This is a genomic window from Candidatus Woesearchaeota archaeon (genome assembly GCA_020854775.1).
Classification (GTDB): Archaea; Nanobdellota; Nanobdellia; order Woesearchaeales; family 21-14-0-10-32-9; genus 21-14-0-10-32-9.
In genome coordinates this window covers 62,587-81,742 of record JAHKLZ010000008.1, presented here as the reverse complement: position 1 = coordinate 81,742, position 19,156 = coordinate 62,587, and the positions used below count along the sequence as shown (strand labels likewise).

Sequence of the window (19,156 nt, the reverse complement as noted above, 5' to 3'; positions counted from 1 at the left end):
AGGAGTGATTTATTATGGATGAAGATATTCTTAAGAAGAACATGCCTGGTGAGGAAGAACTCAAAAGGATTAAGGAAATGGATAATCAGGAGTCTGTGCCTGAGAAAGAAGAACCTAAGACTGAAGGTATTAGTACTAAGTTGTTTGCTTTGAGGGTTACTGCTAATCGTGAAGATCAAGTTATGACTTTTGTTTCTAGTAACGTTGTTAGGAAGAAGATTAGTGTTTATTCTGTTATTAGGCCTCATGGGATGCGTGGTTACATATTCGTTGAAGCTGAATCCAGAGGGGATGCTGAGCAAGCTGCTTATGGTGTTCCTTATGCTCGTGGTATTTTGCCTAATGAGATTAATTATAAGGAAATTGAGCATATGCTTGAGCAAGTTAAGAAAGATGTTAATATTCAGAAGAATGACATCGCGGAAATTATTAGTGGTCCGTTTAAACGTGAGAAGTGTAAGATTTCTAGGGTGGATAAAGCTAAGGAAGAAGTCGTTGTTGAACTTCTTGATGCAGCGGTTCCTATTCCTATAACGATTAAGATGGATGCTATTAAAGTTATTAGGCGTGATGAATAATTATTTTTTTTATTTTTTTTTTGTTTCTGCTTCTTCGTGGGCAAAAGCTTTATAAATTGGTGGTTATTTCGTTCTTTTGGATTTATGTTAATAAAATGAGGAATAAATATGGCTATGAGTTCAGTTGAAGTTTTAATTGAAGGTGGTAAGGCTACTGCTGCGCCTCCTCTTGGTCCTGCTATGGGGCCTTTGGGTGTGAATATTGGTGCCGTGGTTGCTGATATTAATAAGAAGACTGCTGATTATAAAGGGATGCAAGTTCCTGTTAAGGTAACTGTTGATTCAGATACTAAGGAGTATACTATTTCTATTGGGACTCCTCCTGCTTCTGCTCTTATTAAGAAGGAAGCTGGCGTGGATAAGGGTTCTGGTAAACCTGATAAGGAATTGGTTGCGGATCTTAAGATTGAGCAAATTATTAAGATTGCTAAGATGAAAGAAGATGCTTTGTCTGGTAAGACTCTTAAGGAACGAGTTAAGGAAATTATTGGTTCTTGCAAGTCTATGGGTGTTAAGGTAGAAGAGGTTTCTGCTGAGAAAGCTTTAATCATGGTTAATGAGGGTAAGTTTGATGCGGAGATTAAGGCTGAGAAGACTGAGATTACTGCTGATGAAATGAAGCAAATTGAAGAGGAACGTAAGCGTCTTCAGAAAGAATTAGAGGAGAAGCGTGCTTTCTTTGAGGCTCAGGCTAAGAAGATTATTGCTCAGAATGAGAAGAAGTCCGCGGATCAGATTAGAAAGGCTTTAGAGGATGCTAAGATTCCTGATCAGATTATTGCTAAGTTAGCTCCTAAGGATGATAAAGCAGCAGGTAAAGGTAAGAAATAAAGGTGATTGATTATGGCTAGAATTGGTGGTGTTAGGAGGAGTAAGTCGTCTTTGCTTTCTAAGAAGAATAGGAAAAAAGGTAAGGTTAGTCTTAAGGCTTATTTGGCTGAGTTTAATGTTGGTGACAAAGTCGCTTTAGGTTATGAGCCCGCTGTTTTTGAGGGTACTTATTGTCCTAGATTCGTGGGTAAGTCAGGAGTTGTTTTGGCTAAGCGTGGTTCTTGTTACGAAGTTAAAATCATGGATTTTAAGAAAGAAAAAATGCTTATTGTGCACCCTGTGCATTTAAGGAAGGTTTGAGGTGAATTATTGTGTCTAAGCCAGAAATAGTTGGAAAAGAACCTGTTTCTCTTGCAGAATTAAAGAGTGTTTTGTCTTCTATTCAGAAGAGGGATGGAGAGCCTAGTTTCAGGGTTGGTAAAGCTATTGATTATCTTAATCATTTTAAGCCTTTGTCTAAGTCTGCGGCTGCTGAGTTGTCTAAGAAACTTGTTGATTTAGATATTCCTAGGTTGAAGGATGAGCACATTGTGAAGATTGTTGATTTGTTGCCTGGTGACGTTGAGGACGTTAAAGTTATTCTTCAAGGTTATGCGTTAACTGTTACTAAGGAGAATATGTCTAAGATTGTTGGTGTTGTTAAAGAATACAAAAAATAATTTTTTTTTTTAAACTCTTTTTTTTTTTAAAACAGAAAGTTTTATATAATATTTTAGGAATATTTTTTTTTATTAATTAGTGAGGATGTTCGCGATGAGTAATGATTTGTCTAATGAAACTGTTTTTATATTGGCTGTTTTGGCTATTTTGATTTCTATTCTTGGTGCTACTACTGTTTTTTTTGAGACGTCTAATTTTAGGGCGCAAGAGGATGTTCCTCAAGTATCTTATACTTCTGGGAGTATTTCTCTTGATATCAAGGATTATTCGAAGAAGGATTCTTCTTCTCAGGGTCAGATTAGTCTTGATATTGCTGAGTAGTGAGGCTGGGTTGTTTTCATGGTGGTTTCGAATAAGGTTTTGATTTCGTTGTTGATTTTTGCTCTTTTTTTTTCTGTTTCTAGTGTGTTTGTTAATCTTTATTCTTTGGATTCTTTGAAGTCTACGAGTAATTTCATGTATGATCAAGGATTTATTAGTTTGGATATCTTATCGGAGTTGTCTATCACGACGGAGGATGGTTCTTTTATTGATTTTGGTCAATGCAAATTGTTGGATAGGGTTTTTAATATCACTTCTGATGGTTTAAAGGATACTTTTGAGTCTTGTGAGTATTATGAGCGAACTAATATTTCTGTTAGGAATGATGGGGGTGTCGTGGCTACTGTGACTGTTAAATCTAATGAGGTTGGCGCTCTTAGGAACGGATCTTTTCTTAGTTCTCCTTCTAATGTTTCTGACATAGCATATAAGGTTTCTAATGAGGGTAGAGAGGGAAATAGCGGTGGTTGTTTGAGTGGTATAGGTCCTGGTTCTTTTTCTTCTTTTTTAGTTGTTGATGATGAATACGAGGTTTGTGAGCAATTAGGTGTTGACGTTGTGGGTGGTGAGAACAGCGTCGTTATTGATTTTGAATTAGTTATTCCTGATGATGTTGATGTTGGTTTTTCTACTGTTCTTGTTACTTTTACTGCTTTTGAGTATTAATTTTTGTTTTAACTTTTTAGCGATGATTTTTTTATGTATTCGTCTGTAAACAGTTCTTTTTAATCGAAAGGTTTATATACTTAAATGTTAAATATTTTTGTTATTAAGGCATTGTTATGTCTCGTAGGTGTTCGTATTGGAAAAAAATGTTTTTAACAAAGTATTAATTGGCTTGGTTGTGTTTGCTATTTGCGCTTCAATCATTGGCACTTTTTTATTGGTTAAAGTATTATATTTTTCTGATGATGAATCAGTTATTAAGGATGCTTCTGCGGGTTTAGTTTCGTTTAATACGGCTAAGGAAGGTCAGGAGTACACTTCTACGGGTATGATAAGTTTAGATGTTGTTAATCATGAATTGGTTAGTTCTGATTCTGAGATTATTTTGAATGATGATTTGGAGGAATGAATAATATGAGTGTTTCAAATAAAACTTTGGCTGTGATGTTGCTTGCTGCTATCGTTGTGTCTCTTGGAGGTACTTTTGTTAGTTTAAGCAAGCTTGGTGCTATATCAATGACGGGTTATCAAGCTTTTAATGATACTGATTCTGGAACGGTTCAATTAACTATTGAGGAACTTATTAGTATTACTATTGAGGATCAGCGAAATATTAATTTTGGTACTTGTGACTTCGGAGCGGGTGCTACTAACATAGTGATTAACTCAGAGTATACTTTGAACACGTCTCTTTGTAATGGTATTTCTGAGGCTACGCCTATTGCTGTTAGGAATGATGGTAATCTTCCTGCTAAAGTAGAGTTTAATGTTAGTAAAGTAGGTACTGATTTCTCAGGAGATTTCTTGGATACTGGTGAAGGAGGTTCTTCTTTAAGGTACAAAATAATTAACAATGGTTTATTAGGTAATCAAGCAGGTTGTGCTCTTAATTTAGGTAACACGTCAGGTACTTCTAGTATGGCTAGTTACGCGATTTTTGAGAATACGAGTTTGCATAATGTTTGTGGTAATTTAACTACGGGCGCTGCTGGTTCTGGTGCGAATAGTGTTTTGGCTCATTTCGAAATTAAGATTCCTGATGCTGCTAGCACAGGGGATACGGTGTCCGTTACGTTTTATGCTATGGAGACTGACTAATTATTAACTTTTTTTTATTATTTTTTTTTGGGTGATTCGTTTTGGAAAAAGAAAAAAAAATGGATAGGGTCGTTTTGGGACTTATTATTTTGTTCATACTAGTTTCTGTTCTAGGTGTGTTCATGTTGATTAAAGCTTTGTCTTTTAATGATTATCAAGATTCTGAATTGAAGGATTCTTCTTCAGGTTCTATTTCTTTAAATATTAAGAATTCGCAGGATGAATATTCTGCTTCAGGAGTTATAACTCTTGACATAGATAATAATGAAAATGATGTTTTGGAGGATTAAAGAAAATGGATATTTCAAATAAGACTTTAGCTGTTCTTTTATTAGCGGCGATAGTGGTTTCGTTTGGTAGCACTTTTATTAGTATTTCTAGATTAGGTGCTATGTCTACTACTGGTTATCAAACTTTTAATGATACTGACACAGGTAGTATTAGTTTGCTTATTGAAGAAGTCATAAGTATAACGACTGAAGACAGTCCAAGTATTAATTTTGGTACTTGTGTTCTTGATGAAGGAGTAGGTGTCAATATTAGTTCTGAAACGTCTCAAGGAGATGGCGCAGGTGCTTGTCCTGATTATAATAGTCCTGTTCCTATTTCTGTTAGGAATAATGGTAATCTTCCTGCTAACGTAGAATTCAATGTTAGTGACGTTGGTACTGATTTTGGAGGAGATTTTTTGCGCACAGGTGAAGCAATAAGTGGTACTGATAATTCTTCTTTAAGATACAAATTACTTAATGATGGTTGGGGCGACTACGTAGGTAATGGTGGTTGTGCGGGTTACTTAGGCAACAAAACAGATAATCTTAATATGACTAATTATAACATTTTTCAAAACACGAGTTTGTATAATGCTTGCTCTAATTTAACTTCTGGAAGTGATAATAGTTTCTTAGCTCATTTCGAGATTAGAATTCCTAATTCTGCGAGCACAGGTGGTAGCGTAACCGTAACATTTTATGCTTCAGAAGTAATATAATTATTATTTTTTTTATTTTTTTATTTCAAATCTTCCACTAGGCAAAGCGCTTAGTATTTCTTCGTTCGTTGGCAAATCATATTTTTTCATTAGCTTATTAGCTAATTCTCCTTTCTTTAAATTACCTTGTTTTAAGACTAAGTAATTCTCACATTTCTTTTTTACAGCTCTTAGAGGACCTGCCATGATTATTTTATTACCGTCTTTCTCGAAGTAACCTATGCTTAAATCTATTAACACATCGTAATTCTTTCTTTTACCATATATCATGAAAGCTCCTTTTGATATGTATTCTCCTGATTTTGCTTCTTTTGTTACTTGTTCAGGTTTTACTTCGAATACGTCTACGCTTTTCATGTTTAATTCCCAAGCCTTAGTGTGCGTACCAGTGAATATGGCTGCTTCTTCTTTTGTTGTTTCAGGAATTTCTTGGTCTTTATCATTCTTGATTACTACGAAAGGACTGCCTGGTGCTTCTGTGTGATAAACAAGGTTCCAAGGATCTGCGTGCTTCTTTATTACTTGTTCATTACTAGAAGAGTCTTTTCCGCCTATAACTAATATGTCGTCGCTACTCACAAACCATTTGTATTTCTCGTACCATTCCTTTTTTCGTTGTTTTGCTTTTTTCAACGCGACTTCTTTATTCACTATTTTAGAATGTTCTTTTTCTTGTTTTTCTAATTTCTTCTTAGTTTCGTGCAAAGCTTTCTTCGCGCCTTCAAGTTTCTTTTTTGCTTTCTTTGCTTTCTCAAAATATAATTGAGCGTTCTCTTCAACGTTTTTATCCAGATTAATAACTAGGTCCATTTTTTATTTTTTTAGTTTATCAAAACTAATCTCAAATTCATAACCTTTTATTTTAAAAGTTTCTTGATACTCGGCTTTATTTGATTCTTCAAAACTCGTAGTCTTCGCACCTACTTTAAAGCTGATATAATCTGTGTGCTTCTTTATTTTTTCTAAAACATCTTGTTTAGCTTTTAAGTTAAGACTTATTTTTTCTAACTTAGTAAAATCATTTTTTTTCCTCATATCTTGAACTCTTCTAATTATTTCACGAGCATATCCTTCAGAGTCTAAGTCATCATTCCTAGTAGAATCCAACACTACTTTACATATAGGTGTATCACTAACATAAAATGGCTTATTAACTTTTTCTTCAACGTTCAAACAATCTTTTAGTTTTATGTTCTGATCAAGAATCACTAATTCTTCTTCGCCTTTTTTCAACGCGATTATTATGTCTTGTTTTTTAGAATCTATTTCCTTGGCGGCATCACTAGTTTTTTCTCCGAACAAAGAACTCAAATTCTTGTAATTAGGTTTCACTTCGTATTCATAATCAAACTCAGTTCTAAATTCTAGTTCTTTAACATTTGTTTGTTCTTTTATCACGCTTTGTACTTCTTCACTTAGTTTTATTTCCTCTTTTGAAACAAGTAAAACTTTTTTTACAGGCCATCTTACTCCTAATCCTGATAATTCTCTAGCACCAAGTATCCCTGTTATTATGTTTAAGGATTTATCAAAATCTTCAACTAATTCAGGCTTTATCTTCTTTTCATCAAAACTTATCCAAGACTCAAAAGTAATAGATTCCTTTGTTAAAACATTCCACTGTTTCAAATTTTGATATATTTGCTCAGATATGAAAGGAGTATATATATTACTCATAATTATTATGTCTTTCAACACAACAAATAATGTTTGAGCAAGACTTTCTTTTTGTTCATCTGTACCACTTACGGCTCTTTCTCTTATCATCTTAATGTAGTCTCTACTAAAAACAAGTATTAATTCATTAAGCAAATTACACGCTTTATCTAACTCATAAGAATCTAAAAGAAGAGTTATATCTCTTTTTGCGGAATTTAAAAAACTTAAAATATATTCATCTTCTATTTCTAGTTTTAAATCTTTTTTCATAACTTTTTCTAAATCTATTTTTTCATTCGTTAAAAAATCAGTTAAATAATTATGTATGTTCCACAAAACATTTATTGTTCTATACCTTTGTTGTATGTCATCCCATGAAAAAGAAATATTTTGACCTGCACTTATAGAACACAAATAAAACCTCATAGTGTCCGCGCCGTACTTATCAGTTATTTCATAAGGCGAAATAATATTTCCTAATGACTTAGACATCTTCACACCATCGATAGCGGTTAACATACCGTGACAATACACGTTCTTAAAAGGCAATTCTTTACTATCCATTAATTCTTCACAAACAGCTAATATGTAAAACCACAATCTTATTTGTTCTTTTGCTTCTAATACGCAATCAACACCCATCCATTTTTTTAACAATTCTTCTTTGTTATACAAACAATTCCTAGCGGTTATTCCTGCATCTATCCAAACATCTAAAACATCAGGTATTCTTCTATAAATCTTATTATCTTTTTTTATTATTACGTCATCAATGTACGGCTTATGTAAGTCCTCAGGAACTTCACAACCCAAATCTTCTAGTTCTTTCTTACTACTTACAACGATGTAATCAGTCTCATCATTTTCATTAACCCAAATAGGTGCGGGTGTTCCCCAATATCTTTGTTTAGTAATAGAATTATCTCTCAAATTACTTATCCAAGCATCGAACTGATTACTACTTATCTTAGGAACCCAATTTATTTGCTTATTCTTTTCTAAAATTGATTTTTTTAAATCCTCTATTTTAAAGAACCATTGCTTAGTCGTTCTAAAAATAACAGGTGTTTTATGCCTCCAACAATGAGCGTATTCGTGCTCTACTTCGTTTTGAGCAATCAAAGCATTTCTTTCTTTTAAAGCTTCTACGAATTTATTATCATCTTTCTTTGCTACTAATCCCTCAAATATTTTCATTTCATCAGGAAAAGTTCCTTTCTCATCAATATTATTAAAAGGAGGCAATCCATTTTTGTATCCTACTTCGTAATCCTCAGGTCCGCATCCAGGCGCACAATGAACCAATCCTGTTCCTGCACTTGTATCAACGTACTCCGTACTTAATAATACGCTGTGTAACTTATCTGATTTTATTTCTTTGTAAACATCATAATCTTTGCTGAAAGGATGTTCATATCTTGTTCCTTCAAGTTTTTCACCTAAGAATTCTTCTACGACTTCGTATTCTGCGTTTGCGACTCCGTTTATGAACACTCCTGCTAATTGCTTAGCTACAACCCATGTTTCTCCTTTGTAGTCTCCGCTCAGAATCTTGCACTTCTGATACTCTAATTCGGGATTAACCATTATTGCTAAATTAAAAGGAATAGTCCAAGGAGTAGTTGTCCAAATAACTAAGAATTCATTGTTTTTTTCTTTAACACGCATCTTTACGAATATAGAATTATCAGTAACTGTTTCATATTCTTGTTCGTGTTTCGCTAAAGCAGAGCCACAATCAGGACACCAAGAAAGGGTTCGTTCTCCTAAGTATAATCGCTTATTTTTATCAGCGTTTTTCACTAATGCCCATTGTCCTTCTATGAATTCATTAGTTATTGGTTGATAAGAATCTGAGAAATCAAGAGTTATACCTATTTTTATTAAATCATCATCCATGTGCTTCATCATTTCAACAGAGTAATCCTTACATTTCTTGTTGAATTTATCCATTCCATACTCAAGTATTTCTTCTTTGAACTTCATGTTTAATTCTTTCATTACTTTTAATTCGGTTGGTAAGCCGTGCATGTCATATCCTGCTCTGTCCCAAACATTAAATCCTTGAAATCTTTTATATCTTAGAACTGCGTCTTTTAACGCGTGATTCCAACCATGTCCCATGTGTAATCTTCCAGAAGTATAAGGAGGTCCTTGTAAAAAATAAAACTTCTTTCCATCTTTATTTTTTATTCTTTTCTTATTCAGTATATCTTCTTTTTCCCAGTAACTAAGCATTTTTTGTTCTATCGCTTTATAATCATATTTTTCTGCCATTAATGAACCCCCTTTCGTTCACTGAATCAATTTATGTTTCTATTACTAACAAGTATTCTTTTTCCCTTTAATAATCTTTAGGGAAACCTTATTTAGTTAATAATAGAAATAATGCTAACTAAGTATTTATTTATTTTTTTGTTTTTCACAATTTCTCGGATTTTAGCTCGCATTCTTAGAGGATCAATTCCTATATTTATAAATATTTTTCTTATATTAGTGTAATAAAAGATTTTTATCCCCGAAATATTTATATAAAACTTAGTTAATCCTTTTTTATATGGCATCAAAGAATAATAAGTATTCTAAGCACGAATTAGTCAAACAAATAGGTGATAGAGCTAAAGAAATGAGAGCTAAAACAGTGGCTGTTGTTGGCTTAGCAGGGGTTGGCTCAGTTGTTGCTGACATGCTTGTTAGAGCAGGTATAGGTGTTCGTTTAATTGATAAAGGTAGAATACTTGATTATGAAATTCAGCAAACTTCTTTGTTTTTACAAGAGGACGTTAATAAGTTTAAAGCTAAACAAGCTAAGAAGCGTCTTGATTCTATTAATGACGCGGTTTCTATTAAGGCTTTTCATGAGGAATTAACACCTATTAATAGTTACTTATTAGATTCTGATTTGGTTATTGATTGTACTAATGACTTAGAGGTTTCTTTGATTATTGATAAGTATTGTTCAAAGAAAAAGATTCCTATGATTTATTGTTTTGTTAGTGGTAGTCAAGGTCAAGTATTCGTGATTGAGCAAGGTACTACTCTTAATGAGATATCTGATTATGTTAAGAATAAAAGAATTAGTGAAGAGGGCATAATGGCTGCTACGGTTCATACAGCTGCGGGAGTTGTGGCTTCTAAAGCTGCTAAGGTATTATTAGGTATTCCTAATGAGAAAAACATGTTATTTTTTGATGTATGGGATCTTAATTTCGAAAAGAATTATGCTCGTAAAAACAAATAATTTCTTTTTATATGTCTAAGTTTTGTACTTTGTAAGCATTATCTTCGATGAATTGTCTTCTTGGTTCTACTTCTGAGCCCATTAGCATGGTGAATACGCGGTCTGCTTCTACTGCGTCTTCAATAGTTATTTTTTTAAGAACTCTGTTCTGAGGATCCATTGTGGTATCCCATAATTGGTCAGGGTTCATTTCTCCTAATCCTTTGTATCTTTGGATACTTACTCCTTTTGCGTCTTCGAATTGTTTTAGGATTTCGTCTTTTCCTTTTTCGTCTCTTACGTATATTTTTTGATTTCCTTTTTTTACTAAGTATAAAGGTGGTTGTGCTACGTATACGTATCCTGCATCTATTAATTCTTTCATGTATCTGAAGAAGAATGTTAATATCAAAGTAGTTATGTGGCTTCCGTCCACGTCTGAATCAGTCATGATTATTATTTTGTGATATCTTGCTTTTTCTAAGTTGAATTCTTCGCCTATGCTTGTTCCTATCGCTGTTATCATTGTTGATATTTCGTTAGATGAAATTATTTTGTCAAGTCTTGCTTTTTCTACGTTTAGTATTTTTCCTTTCAAAGGAAGTATTGCTTGATACTCTTTGCTTCTTCCTTGTTTTGCGCTTCCTCCTGCGCTGTCTCCTTCCACGATGTATAATTCTGATTTAGCAGGGTCTTTCTCTGAGCAATCTGCTAATTTTCCTGGTAACGTGGTACTTTCCAGTATTGATTTTCTTCTTGTTAAATCTCTTGCTTTCCTAGCTGCTTCTCTTGCTCTCGCCGCGCTTAGTACTTTTTCTATTATTTTTTTTCCTTCTGAAGGATTTTCTTCTAAGTAAGTATTAAGACTGGTGCTTACTAAGCTATCTACTATTCCTTTTACTTCGCTGTTTCCTAGTTTAGTCTTGGTTTGTCCTTCGAATTGTGGCTCTGGAACTTTCACGGATATTATGCATGTTAGTCCTTCGTGTACGTCGTCACTTGAGAATCTTGAGTCTTTGTCTTTTAGTAACTTGTTGTTTTCAGCGTAATTATTTAGAGTTCTTGTTAAAGCGGTTTTAAATCCTGAAACGTGTGTTCCTCCTTCGTGAGTGTTTATGTTGTTAACGAAGCTAAATACTGAATCGGAGTATGAATCGTTGTACTGCATGCATATGTCTGCGGTTACTCCTTCTTTTTCTTTTGAGAAATACACCGTGTTGGTTATCACGTTCTTGTTTTTGTTTAAGTGTTCTACGAAGCTTACTATTCCTCCTTCGTATATGTGTTTTGCTTCTTTTTCAAATCCTGGTCTTTCATCTTTGAAAATAATTGTTACTCCTTTGTTTAAGAATGCTAATTCTCTTAATCTGTTATTTACTAGTGCTGAATCATAATCTAGTGCTTCAAATATTTCAGGGTCTGCCCAGAACCTAATCAGTGTTCCTTTTTTGTTAGTTGTTCCTTTTTGAGTTAATGGCTTAGTGGTTATTCCTTTCTCAAACTCTATAAAGTATTCTTTTCCATCTCTATAAACTGTTGCTTCAACTTTTTTTGATAACGCGTTTACTACGCTCACACCTACTCCGTGTAGTCCTCCGGAAACCTTATAATTGTCTTTGTCAAATTTTCCTCCTGCGTGTAACTTAGTCATTACTAGTTCTACGCCTGGAAGTCCTGTTTCTTTATGAATACTCACGGGTATTCCTCTTCCATTATCTTCTACGCTTACAGAAGTATCATTATGTATTATTATTTTTATTTCGTCGCAGTGCCCAGCCATTGCTTCATCTATGGAATTATCAACTACTTCTTGTATCATGTGATGTAAGCCTCTAAGGCCTGTGCTTCCTATGTACATTCCAGGTCTTTTTCTTACAGCGGTCAAGCCTTCTAGTACTTTTATGTTATGAGAATCGTAACTTCCTTTATTATCTTGATTCATGAATAATCTCCCTTTAGTTTTTTGTCGATAAACTCGCTTTTTTTTATTGATTTAAAGAAACCTTTTTTATTTATAAAATTTGTTGTTTAAATCCTTATTTTTTTGTGTTATTTTCTTCGTTGTTTAGTTATTTCTTTTCTTAGTTCTTCAGAGTCATAATTCGCGTTTTTTATTTCATTATTTTTTATGAATTCCTTAATTTTTTGTTTTCCTAATAAATCGGCTTTGCTTACATAAATCAATATTGGTTTTCCTAATTTCTTTGTTTCTTCAAATAAAGCATCTTGTTCTTTTAAAGAATAAGGTTCTGTTAAGTCATAAACATACACTATTAAGTTAGCTAAGTATTTTAATGCTAAGTGTGCTTGTTTCTCTACGTTATTCATTTTTTCAAATCTGTTAAGTGTTCCTGGAACATCTATTATTTGTATTTTTTCAAATCCGTCCTTGAAATAACCTGTATTAAGCGTTGTTGTTGTAAAAGAATAATTTCCTATTTCGGGTTTAGAAGTAGTTATTCTTGATAGTAACGTGCTTTTTCCTACGTTTGGAAAACCAGATATGCACACAGTGAATAAATCATCTTTTATGTCTGGATACGTTATCATTGTTCTTCTTGTTTGTTCTATTAATTCTAGTTTTTTGTCCATTCTTTTTATTATGGATGAGATTCTTCCAATGAATGCGCGTCTAGCTTTTATTATGTCTTCTTTTGTTTTTCCTCTTGTTTGTCTTATGAATTCTCGTTCTAGTTCAGATATTTTTCCTGGCGCCCAAGATATGACTGATAATGCTTTTTTTACTTCATCAACATCCATAGTGCTTTTGCATAATTCGTAATAGAATTCAGGCAATCCATCAAGTCCTGGAAAAGAATTTATTATGTTAATGAAGCTTTTTATTAGTGTGTCTTTTATTACTTTAATTCTTGTTTTTTCTTTTATTAATGCTTTTTTATCTTCATCTTTTATTCTTATTGTTAAAGCATTCACTTGTTTTTTTGCTCTTTGTACAGCTACGTCTAAATAGAAACTTCCTTTTTCTACTGGTTGTGTTTTTTGAAAATTCATTTTTTTATTTTTTTATTCAAATTATTTTTGAAGTCTTCCATGAATGTTTCAAATCCGTCTTTGTTTATACAGGCGCCGCACGCGTTATCGTGTCCTCCGCCGTATCCGTTAGTTCCTGTTAGTGATTCTTTTAATATTTCTGAAACATTTATGTTCGTGGATCTTATCGATAGCATTAATTCATTTGATTTTTCTCTTGCTACTATTATTATCTTATCAGGATTTTCAAATAATAATTCGTTTGATAACATACTAGATATTGCTAATTTGTTATCTGTGTACTTAAAAAATATTATTGGTTCCTCGGTTACTTCTACGCCTTTTTTTAAAGAGTCATATTTCTCTTTTATGGCTGCGTATTTCTTGTATAAATATTTGCCTTTAGGACTGCTTTGTTCCAATATTTCATAAGGACTTTCTATTCTTGTTAGTATCTTTATTGATTGCATGACTTGAGTAGTTGTTCCTTTAAGATTAAAATCTATTATTTTTACTAATTCGCCTAATTTTGTTTTAAACAATGCTTCTGGAGCACTCGTGATGTTTTCAGGTAACAAATCAGGATATTCTTTGTTTAATTCTTCTTTTAGTGCTAAGCTCCAATCCCCTACGACTCCTATTCCTGCTAACCATAGCGCTTCTGGTAATTCTTTACATACTTGGTATGCCCAATAACTTGTGGGTCTGTTGTCTTCATCATTTTTTTTTCTTGGATTATAATATTTTACGTTCTTATTGTCTTGTACTGGGTGATGGTCTAACCATATAACTTCTTGGGTTACTTGATCTAAGAATTCTTGTTCTACTATTGGTTTGTCTAATATGAATACTCTATCAGGACTATATTCTTCTACTTTTCTTATGTACTCTGCTTCTAAGGTTGGTTTTCCTTTTACGCACACTCCTTTTCCATCTCCTGCTAATTTATACATCATAACAAAGGATGTTACGCCGTCTGCGTCGTCATCAAAAAAGAATAATGGTTTTGCTGATTCTTTTAATTTTGTTCTTATTTCTTGTATTTCTTGTTCTGTTATCATATTTATTTTAAGAAATAATGTTTCATTAAAAAGTTTATTATTTATTTTTTAGTGTTTGTTTTTGCATAAAAATTTATAAATTGTTTTTTCCTTCTATTAGTATGGTTTTGGATTCGTTGTCTGATTCATTGAAAAGCACTCTTAAAAAAATTACTAATGCTTTATTTGTTGATGAGAAGCTTATTAATGAATTAATTAAGGATATTCAGCGCGCTTTGTTGCAGTCTGATGTTAATGTTAAGCTCGTTTTGGATTTGACTAAGAAGATGAAGGAGCGTGCATTGAATGAAGAAGTTCCTAGGTCTGTTTCTAAGAAGGAGCATTTGGTTAATATTGTTTATGAGGAATTGGTTAATTTTCTTGGTCAAGGTGGCAAAGTTGATTTTAAGTCGGGTATAAGGGCTAAGAAGGAGTCTAAGAAGGGTTCTTTTAAGGTTTTATTGGTGGGTTTGTTTGGTTCTGGTAAAACTACTTCTGCGGGTAAGCTTGGTTCTTATTTTAAGAAGAGGGGTGTGAGTGTTTGTATGATTTCTTTGGATACTTGGAGACCTGCTGCTGCGGATCAATTAGAGCAGATTGGTAAAAGTCTTGGTATTCAGGTTTTTACGGATAAATCAGTTAAGGATCCTGTTAAGATTTATAAGAAGTTTGAGAAGGATTTGGAGAAATTTGATTTGGTGATTGTTGATACTGCGGGTAGGGATGCTCTTTCTGATGATTTAATTTCTGAGCTTGATGGTATTAACAAAGTGGTTTCTCCTGATGAGTCTTTGCTTGTTTTGAGTGCTGATATTGGTCAGGCCGCGGAGAAACAAGCGTCCGCGTTTCATGATACTTGCGGAGTTTCTGGCGTTGTGATTACTAAGCTTGATGGTACTGCTAAGGGTGGTGGTGCTTTGATTGCTTGTGCTATTACTGGTTCTCCTGTTCGTTTTATTGGGGTTGGTGAGAAGAGTGATGATTTGGAGGAGTTTAAATCTGAGGGTTTTGTAGGGAGGCTTCTTGGTATGGGTGATTTGGAGGCTTTGCTTGAGAAGACGCGTGGTGCTATTAGTGAGGAGGAAGCTCAGGATATTGGTAAGAAGTTGTTGAAAGGTGATTTTAATCTTGTGGATTTGTATGAGCAAATGCAGGCTATGAAAAAAATGGGTCCTTTGAACAAAATAGTGGATATGATTCCAGGTCTTGGTTCGGCTAACATTCCTAAGGATATGTTGCAGAATAGGGAGCAAGAGTTGGAGAAGTGGAAGCCTTTGCTTGGTAGTATGACTACGCAAGAATTGGAGGATCCTGATATTATTTCTGGTTCTCGTGTTGATAGGATTAGTAAGGGTGCTGGTTTGCCTGCTTCTGATCTTCGTGGTATGTTGAAGCAGTATCGTCAGTCTAAGAAAATGATGAAGATGCTTAAGCCTGGTTCTTCTGAGCGTGATATGCAGCGTATGATGAAGAAGATGCAGGGTTTCAAAGGTTTTAAATAATATTGTTTATTATGGTTTTTTATGGTTAACATTATTTTGGTATCGGATGGGGAAAGTCATGCTTGGTATGATTGGCTTAGTTCTGAGCTTGTTAAGCGTGGTCATTCTTTTTTCTTACCGGTTATGCCTTCTGTTGGTGAGAGTTTTGATTCTTGGGTTTCTGCTTTGAAGGATTTTCGTAAGCATTTAGATGAGTCTTCTATTTTTATTGGTCACGGCGCTGGTAGGGTTGTTGTGCTTAAGGTTTTGGAGGAAAAGCTTCGTGATGTTAAGGGTGTTTTTTTTATTTCTGGTTCTTCTTTGAAAAATGTTTTTAAGGATTTTTCTCTTGATGATTTTGATTTTTCTGTTGTTAAGGATAAGTCTAAGAATTTTTTTGTGTATGCTTCTGAAAATGATGATCAGAGTAGTTTAGATGATTCTGCTTTTTTGGCGGAGTCTGTGGGTGATGAAGTTCAGCTTCTTGATGATGCTATGTATTTTAAGGGCATGAGTGATTTTGAAGATTTGTTAATTGATGTTCTTAGTTTGGTTGATTAATTATTTGTATTTTTTTATGTTGAATACGTTGTTTTGGTATGTGCCTTGTATGTGTATTTTTTCTTTTTCTTGTAAGGGTATTTCTCCGTTGTAGAATGATTTTGTATTTTTGCAGGTGTTTATTTCTAGGTAACTCCATCCTGTTTCGTCGTTGTAGGATTTTTTTACTATTGTTCCTTCTAGGTAAGCATTGTTATCGTCGTTTGTTAAATAGTGTGCGTCTACTGGTTCGTATTTTGGCATCATTATTAGAATTAGTATTAGTCCGATTATTGTTGCTATTAATGCTATTCTTTCTAGTTCGTTATCTTTCACGGTTTGTTATTTTTGTTTTGTTTTTAATATTGTTTTTTATACGTTTTTTGGTTATTTTTCGGTTATTTTAGAAATATGATTGCCAAGGTGGAGTTGCCCTTTCGGCTTAACTCTCGTTCTTGACAATTTTTAATTTCATTTGTAGCGGGTTGAAGAGGGGTGGTTTAGAATTTTTTCCCGCTACAATTGAAAATTTTTTCGATTTGGACTTGTGATGGTGCTACGTTGTTTCTGTCTACGGGGCTGTCTAGAGGCGCCCTGTCTTTTCTGTTGAACAGGGCTTCTCTAGTTCTTTGTACGGTTTCTTTATCGCTCAGTTTATCGAGCATTTGTGTTTTTTTGTTTAGCTCTTCTCTGAGCTGGTTTACCTCTTTCTCCAGGGTCATTATTCTGTTCTGGTTTATTGTGAGGAATCTGTCGAATTTGTTTTTTTGTTCTAGTAGTGTTGTTTGTAATTGGTTTATTTGTTCTTGAAAATTCGTGATTGGGTCTTCTTTTCTTGTTGTTTCTGTTCTTGGTGCGTTGCTAAATTGTGTTGTTTGTCTTTGGACCGCGTCCATGGTTCCTGTTCTTTGTAATTGGTCTAAGTAGCTCATTATTATGTTTGTTTGTCATAGCCACTATATAAATATTTCCATTTTTTAGTATAATGATATACATTATTGTATATTAAAATATGTTTTTCATCATAATGTTTTTTTTATAAAACTTTAAGAATAACTTAACAAACATTTAGTTAAATAGTCAGAAAAACAACCATTAGTTTCCGTAAGCTTTTTAAACAAACATATTTTTCTCACCAACATGGCAAAATTAATGAGAGCAGTGGCTTGGAGACGCTTAGAAAGACCTTACACTAGAAAATCAAAATACAGAAAAAAAGCTTTCGTAAGAGCAGTTCCAAACAACAAAATAGTAAAATACGTAATGGGTAATCAGAAAAAAGAATATTCTTATGTTTTATCTCTAAGATCAAAATCTGATATTCAACTAAGACACAATGCATTAGAATCAGCCAGAAAAACAACAAATAAATTACTAGAAGAAAAAGCACCTTTAAATTATAAATTAAGAATAAAAGTTTATCCTCATCATGTTTTAAGAAATAATCCTCTAGCAGCAGGTGCAGGTGCTGACCGTATGAGTACAGGTATGGCGCATTCATTTGGTAAAGCAGTAGGATTGGCTGCCCGTGTAAGAAAAGGTCAAGCAGTTCTTGAAGTCGAAGTTAACAAAGACAAATTAAGTGTTGCTAAAGACGCACTTAACAGAGCAAGAAAAAAGTTTCCTTGTGACTTCTCAATAAGTGTTGACCAAAAAATTATTTCTGCATAAATTTTTTTTAGTTTTTTAATCATCTCATAATTGTAACAAATGTATAAATACTCGGAGTATTGCTTGAAATAAGATGAAAGAACTACTACTTGAATTATTTGGATCTAATCCGGACTTCTTATTAACTATCTTAATAATAATTTCTGTTCTTTTACTAATGGTTCTTGTTCATCAAATAGGAAAATACATTTACAAATTCGTAAAGAAAAAATCAATGTATGATGTTAAAAAAATAATAAGACTAGAACACCCTCTTCTTTTCATAATAGTTGTTTTAGGTGTTCAAGCAATTGTTAGCACATACTTAAGAGACTATCCTAGGATTCATTCTAATCTTAATAGCTTCTTAATATCTTTATCCATTATACTCATTACGTATATGTTAAGTATAATAAGTCATATTTCCTTAGAAAATTGGAGCAAGAAAATTAAAAAAAATAGGAATGACGAAACTCACGAAGGAATAATTCCTTTAATGAAAAGCGTTGTTGACATAATACTAGGATTTGTTGCTTTAATTTTCATTTTACAAACATGGGAAATATCTGTGGGTGCATTACTAACAAGCCTAGGTATAGCGAGCGTAATCATAGGATTCGCGTTTAGGGATTCTTTAACAAACATATTTGGAGGTATAGCTTTAGTTCTTGATGATACGTTTCGTAAAGGGGACTTAATTGAATTACCTGATGGAGAAGTTGGATTCATCATGGAAACATCTCTTAGAAGTACAAAGCTTAAGAATTTTGATTTAGAAGAAATATATGTTCCTAACTCTGTTTTAGCTAACATGAAAATAAGGAACTATGCTCAACCAACAAAATCTATAAGGTTAAAAATTATTATGCCTGTGGCGATAGGGACAGACGTTGAAAAAGTTGAAAAATTAATCTTTGATATGTTAGATAAAAGACAAGACATATTAAAATATCCTAGGCCTAAATTTTTCTTTGTTAAAGTAGCGGAGTATTACTTAGAATTAATGATAGGGGTATTCATTAATGATTATCATGATTTATTCGTTAAGAAAAGCGAGATAACTAAAGCTATTTACTCTTTATTAATTAAAAACAAAATAGAGATTCCTGTTCCTGCTAGGAAGATTTACTCTGACAATATTAATATTAAAAAAAATACTAAAAGAAAAAGATAATTAACTCAAAATATTTAAATAAGTAAATATTCGCAAGTATTAGGGGGTTTAAAAATGAATAAGAAAGTAATTGTTTTAGTTTTGCTGATTTTATCAGTGTTAGCTACGGGTTGTATGCGTTCTCCTGAGACGCGTTGTAATTATGATGGGATATGTGAAGATTGGGAAACTGATGATTGTCCTGATTGTGCAGATGTTTTAGGAAGAGGAGTTCAGATTCCACCTTCTAATATTGATTTAAATAATGAATAGTTGA

Annotated in this window: 23 protein-coding genes; 16 read left to right on the top strand and 7 right to left on the bottom strand. The window is 33.2% G+C overall.

What is annotated here, in order from left to right; all coding sequences use genetic code 11:
• Window positions 1-14: 14 nt before the first annotated feature.
• The 10 genes from KO361_02585 to KO361_02540 all read left to right on the top strand — a co-directional run bounded on the left by KO361_02585 (window position 15) and on the right by KO361_02540 (window position 5,145).
• Window positions 15-578: a transcription elongation factor Spt5 gene (locus KO361_02585; GenBank protein MCC7574453.1), complete on the top strand. Its 564-nt coding sequence runs from the start codon at window positions 15-17 to the stop codon at window positions 576-578.
• 108 nt (window positions 579-686) lie between these two features.
• The gene (locus KO361_02580; GenBank protein ID MCC7574452.1) at window positions 687-1,409 is read left to right on the top strand and encodes a 50S ribosomal protein L11; all 723 of its coding nucleotides are present in this window, start codon (window positions 687-689) and stop codon (window positions 1,407-1,409) included.
• A gap of 12 nt (window positions 1,410-1,421) precedes the next feature.
• Complete coding sequence (locus tag KO361_02575; GenBank protein MCC7574451.1) at window positions 1,422-1,709, top strand: 50S ribosomal protein L21e; 288 nt, start codon at window positions 1,422-1,424, stop codon at window positions 1,707-1,709.
• A gap of 11 nt (window positions 1,710-1,720) precedes the next feature.
• Window positions 1,721-2,068 (top strand): hypothetical protein, encoded by a 348-nt coding sequence (locus KO361_02570; GenBank protein ID MCC7574450.1) that lies wholly within the window; start codon window positions 1,721-1,723, stop codon window positions 2,066-2,068.
• 94 nt (window positions 2,069-2,162) lie between these two features.
• Window positions 2,163-2,390, top strand: coding sequence for a hypothetical protein (locus KO361_02565; GenBank protein ID MCC7574449.1), 228 nt, complete (start codon window positions 2,163-2,165; stop codon window positions 2,388-2,390).
• Between the two features lie 18 nt (window positions 2,391-2,408).
• Window positions 2,409-3,056 (top strand): hypothetical protein, encoded by a 648-nt coding sequence (locus tag KO361_02560; GenBank protein MCC7574448.1) that lies wholly within the window; start codon window positions 2,409-2,411, stop codon window positions 3,054-3,056.
• A 136-nt stretch (window positions 3,057-3,192) separates the two neighbouring features.
• Entirely contained in the window at window positions 3,193-3,465 is a 273-nt protein-coding gene (locus KO361_02555) for a hypothetical protein (protein MCC7574447.1), read from the top strand.
• A 5-nt stretch (window positions 3,466-3,470) separates the two neighbouring features.
• Complete coding sequence (locus KO361_02550) at window positions 3,471-4,154, top strand: hypothetical protein (GenBank protein MCC7574446.1); 684 nt, start codon at window positions 3,471-3,473, stop codon at window positions 4,152-4,154.
• A 41-nt stretch (window positions 4,155-4,195) separates the two neighbouring features.
• The gene (locus tag KO361_02545; protein ID MCC7574445.1) at window positions 4,196-4,444 is read left to right on the top strand and encodes a hypothetical protein; all 249 of its coding nucleotides are present in this window, start codon (window positions 4,196-4,198) and stop codon (window positions 4,442-4,444) included.
• A 5-nt stretch (window positions 4,445-4,449) separates the two neighbouring features.
• A complete protein-coding gene (locus KO361_02540) occupies window positions 4,450-5,145 on the top strand; it encodes a hypothetical protein (protein MCC7574444.1) in 696 nt (231 codons plus the stop codon).
• A 12-nt stretch (window positions 5,146-5,157) separates the two neighbouring features.
• Here KO361_02540 and KO361_02535 read toward each other — a convergent pair whose 3' ends face one another.
• Together KO361_02535 and ileS are read right to left on the bottom strand one after the other, a co-directional pair.
• Window positions 5,158-5,955, bottom strand: coding sequence for a DUF814 domain-containing protein (locus KO361_02535; protein ID MCC7574443.1), 798 nt, complete (start codon window positions 5,953-5,955; stop codon window positions 5,158-5,160).
• A 3-nt stretch (window positions 5,956-5,958) separates the two neighbouring features.
• Complete coding sequence (gene ileS, locus KO361_02530; protein ID MCC7574442.1) at window positions 5,959-9,081, bottom strand: isoleucine--tRNA ligase; 3,123 nt, start codon at window positions 9,079-9,081, stop codon at window positions 5,959-5,961.
• Between the two features lie 280 nt (window positions 9,082-9,361).
• Here ileS and KO361_02525 point away from each other — a divergent pair, with 280 nt between their 5' ends.
• Window positions 9,362-10,045 (top strand): ThiF family adenylyltransferase, encoded by a 684-nt coding sequence (locus KO361_02525; GenBank protein MCC7574441.1) that lies wholly within the window; start codon window positions 9,362-9,364, stop codon window positions 10,043-10,045.
• A gap of 7 nt (window positions 10,046-10,052) precedes the next feature.
• Here the strand turns inward: KO361_02525 and gyrB are convergent, their stop codons facing one another.
• From gyrB to KO361_02510, 3 genes are all read right to left on the bottom strand, one after another.
• Window positions 10,053-11,966: a DNA topoisomerase (ATP-hydrolyzing) subunit B gene (gyrB, locus tag KO361_02520; GenBank protein MCC7574440.1), complete on the bottom strand. Its 1,914-nt coding sequence runs from the start codon at window positions 11,964-11,966 to the stop codon at window positions 10,053-10,055.
• A gap of 107 nt (window positions 11,967-12,073) precedes the next feature.
• The gene (locus KO361_02515) at window positions 12,074-13,036 is read right to left on the bottom strand and encodes a 50S ribosome-binding GTPase (protein ID MCC7574439.1); all 963 of its coding nucleotides are present in this window, start codon (window positions 13,034-13,036) and stop codon (window positions 12,074-12,076) included.
• Window positions 13,033-14,076, bottom strand: coding sequence for a hypothetical protein (locus tag KO361_02510; protein ID MCC7574438.1), 1,044 nt, complete (start codon window positions 14,074-14,076; stop codon window positions 13,033-13,035). Before KO361_02510 ends, KO361_02515 begins: the two co-directional genes overlap by 4 nt.
• A 101-nt stretch (window positions 14,077-14,177) precedes the next feature.
• Between KO361_02510 and KO361_02505 the strand changes: the two genes are divergently transcribed.
• Window positions 14,178-15,557 (top strand): signal recognition particle receptor subunit alpha, encoded by a 1,380-nt coding sequence (locus KO361_02505; protein MCC7574437.1) that lies wholly within the window; start codon window positions 14,178-14,180, stop codon window positions 15,555-15,557.
• A 21-nt stretch (window positions 15,558-15,578) separates the two neighbouring features.
• The gene (locus KO361_02500) at window positions 15,579-16,097 is read left to right on the top strand and encodes an alpha/beta hydrolase (protein MCC7574436.1); all 519 of its coding nucleotides are present in this window, start codon (window positions 15,579-15,581) and stop codon (window positions 16,095-16,097) included.
• Here the strand turns inward: KO361_02500 and KO361_02495 are convergent, their stop codons facing one another.
• Window positions 16,098-16,412 carry a hypothetical protein gene (locus tag KO361_02495; protein MCC7574435.1) on the bottom strand — a complete coding sequence of 105 codons (315 nt, stop codon included), beginning with the start codon at window positions 16,410-16,412 and terminating at the stop codon, window positions 16,098-16,100.
• Between the two features lie 164 nt (window positions 16,413-16,576).
• Window positions 16,577-17,008 (bottom strand): hypothetical protein, encoded by a 432-nt coding sequence (locus KO361_02490; GenBank protein ID MCC7574434.1) that lies wholly within the window; start codon window positions 17,006-17,008, stop codon window positions 16,577-16,579.
• A gap of 208 nt (window positions 17,009-17,216) precedes the next feature.
• Between KO361_02490 and KO361_02485 the strand changes: the two genes are divergently transcribed.
• From KO361_02485 to KO361_02475, 3 genes are all read left to right on the top strand, one after another.
• Window positions 17,217-17,747, top strand: coding sequence for a 50S ribosomal protein L16 (locus KO361_02485; protein MCC7574433.1), 531 nt, complete (start codon window positions 17,217-17,219; stop codon window positions 17,745-17,747).
• 73 nt (window positions 17,748-17,820) lie between these two features.
• Window positions 17,821-18,900, top strand: coding sequence for a mechanosensitive ion channel family protein (locus KO361_02480; GenBank protein MCC7574432.1), 1,080 nt, complete (start codon window positions 17,821-17,823; stop codon window positions 18,898-18,900).
• 54 nt (window positions 18,901-18,954) lie between these two features.
• Window positions 18,955-19,152 (top strand): hypothetical protein, encoded by a 198-nt coding sequence (locus tag KO361_02475; protein ID MCC7574431.1) that lies wholly within the window; start codon window positions 18,955-18,957, stop codon window positions 19,150-19,152.
• Window positions 19,153-19,156: the final 4 nt, after the last annotated feature.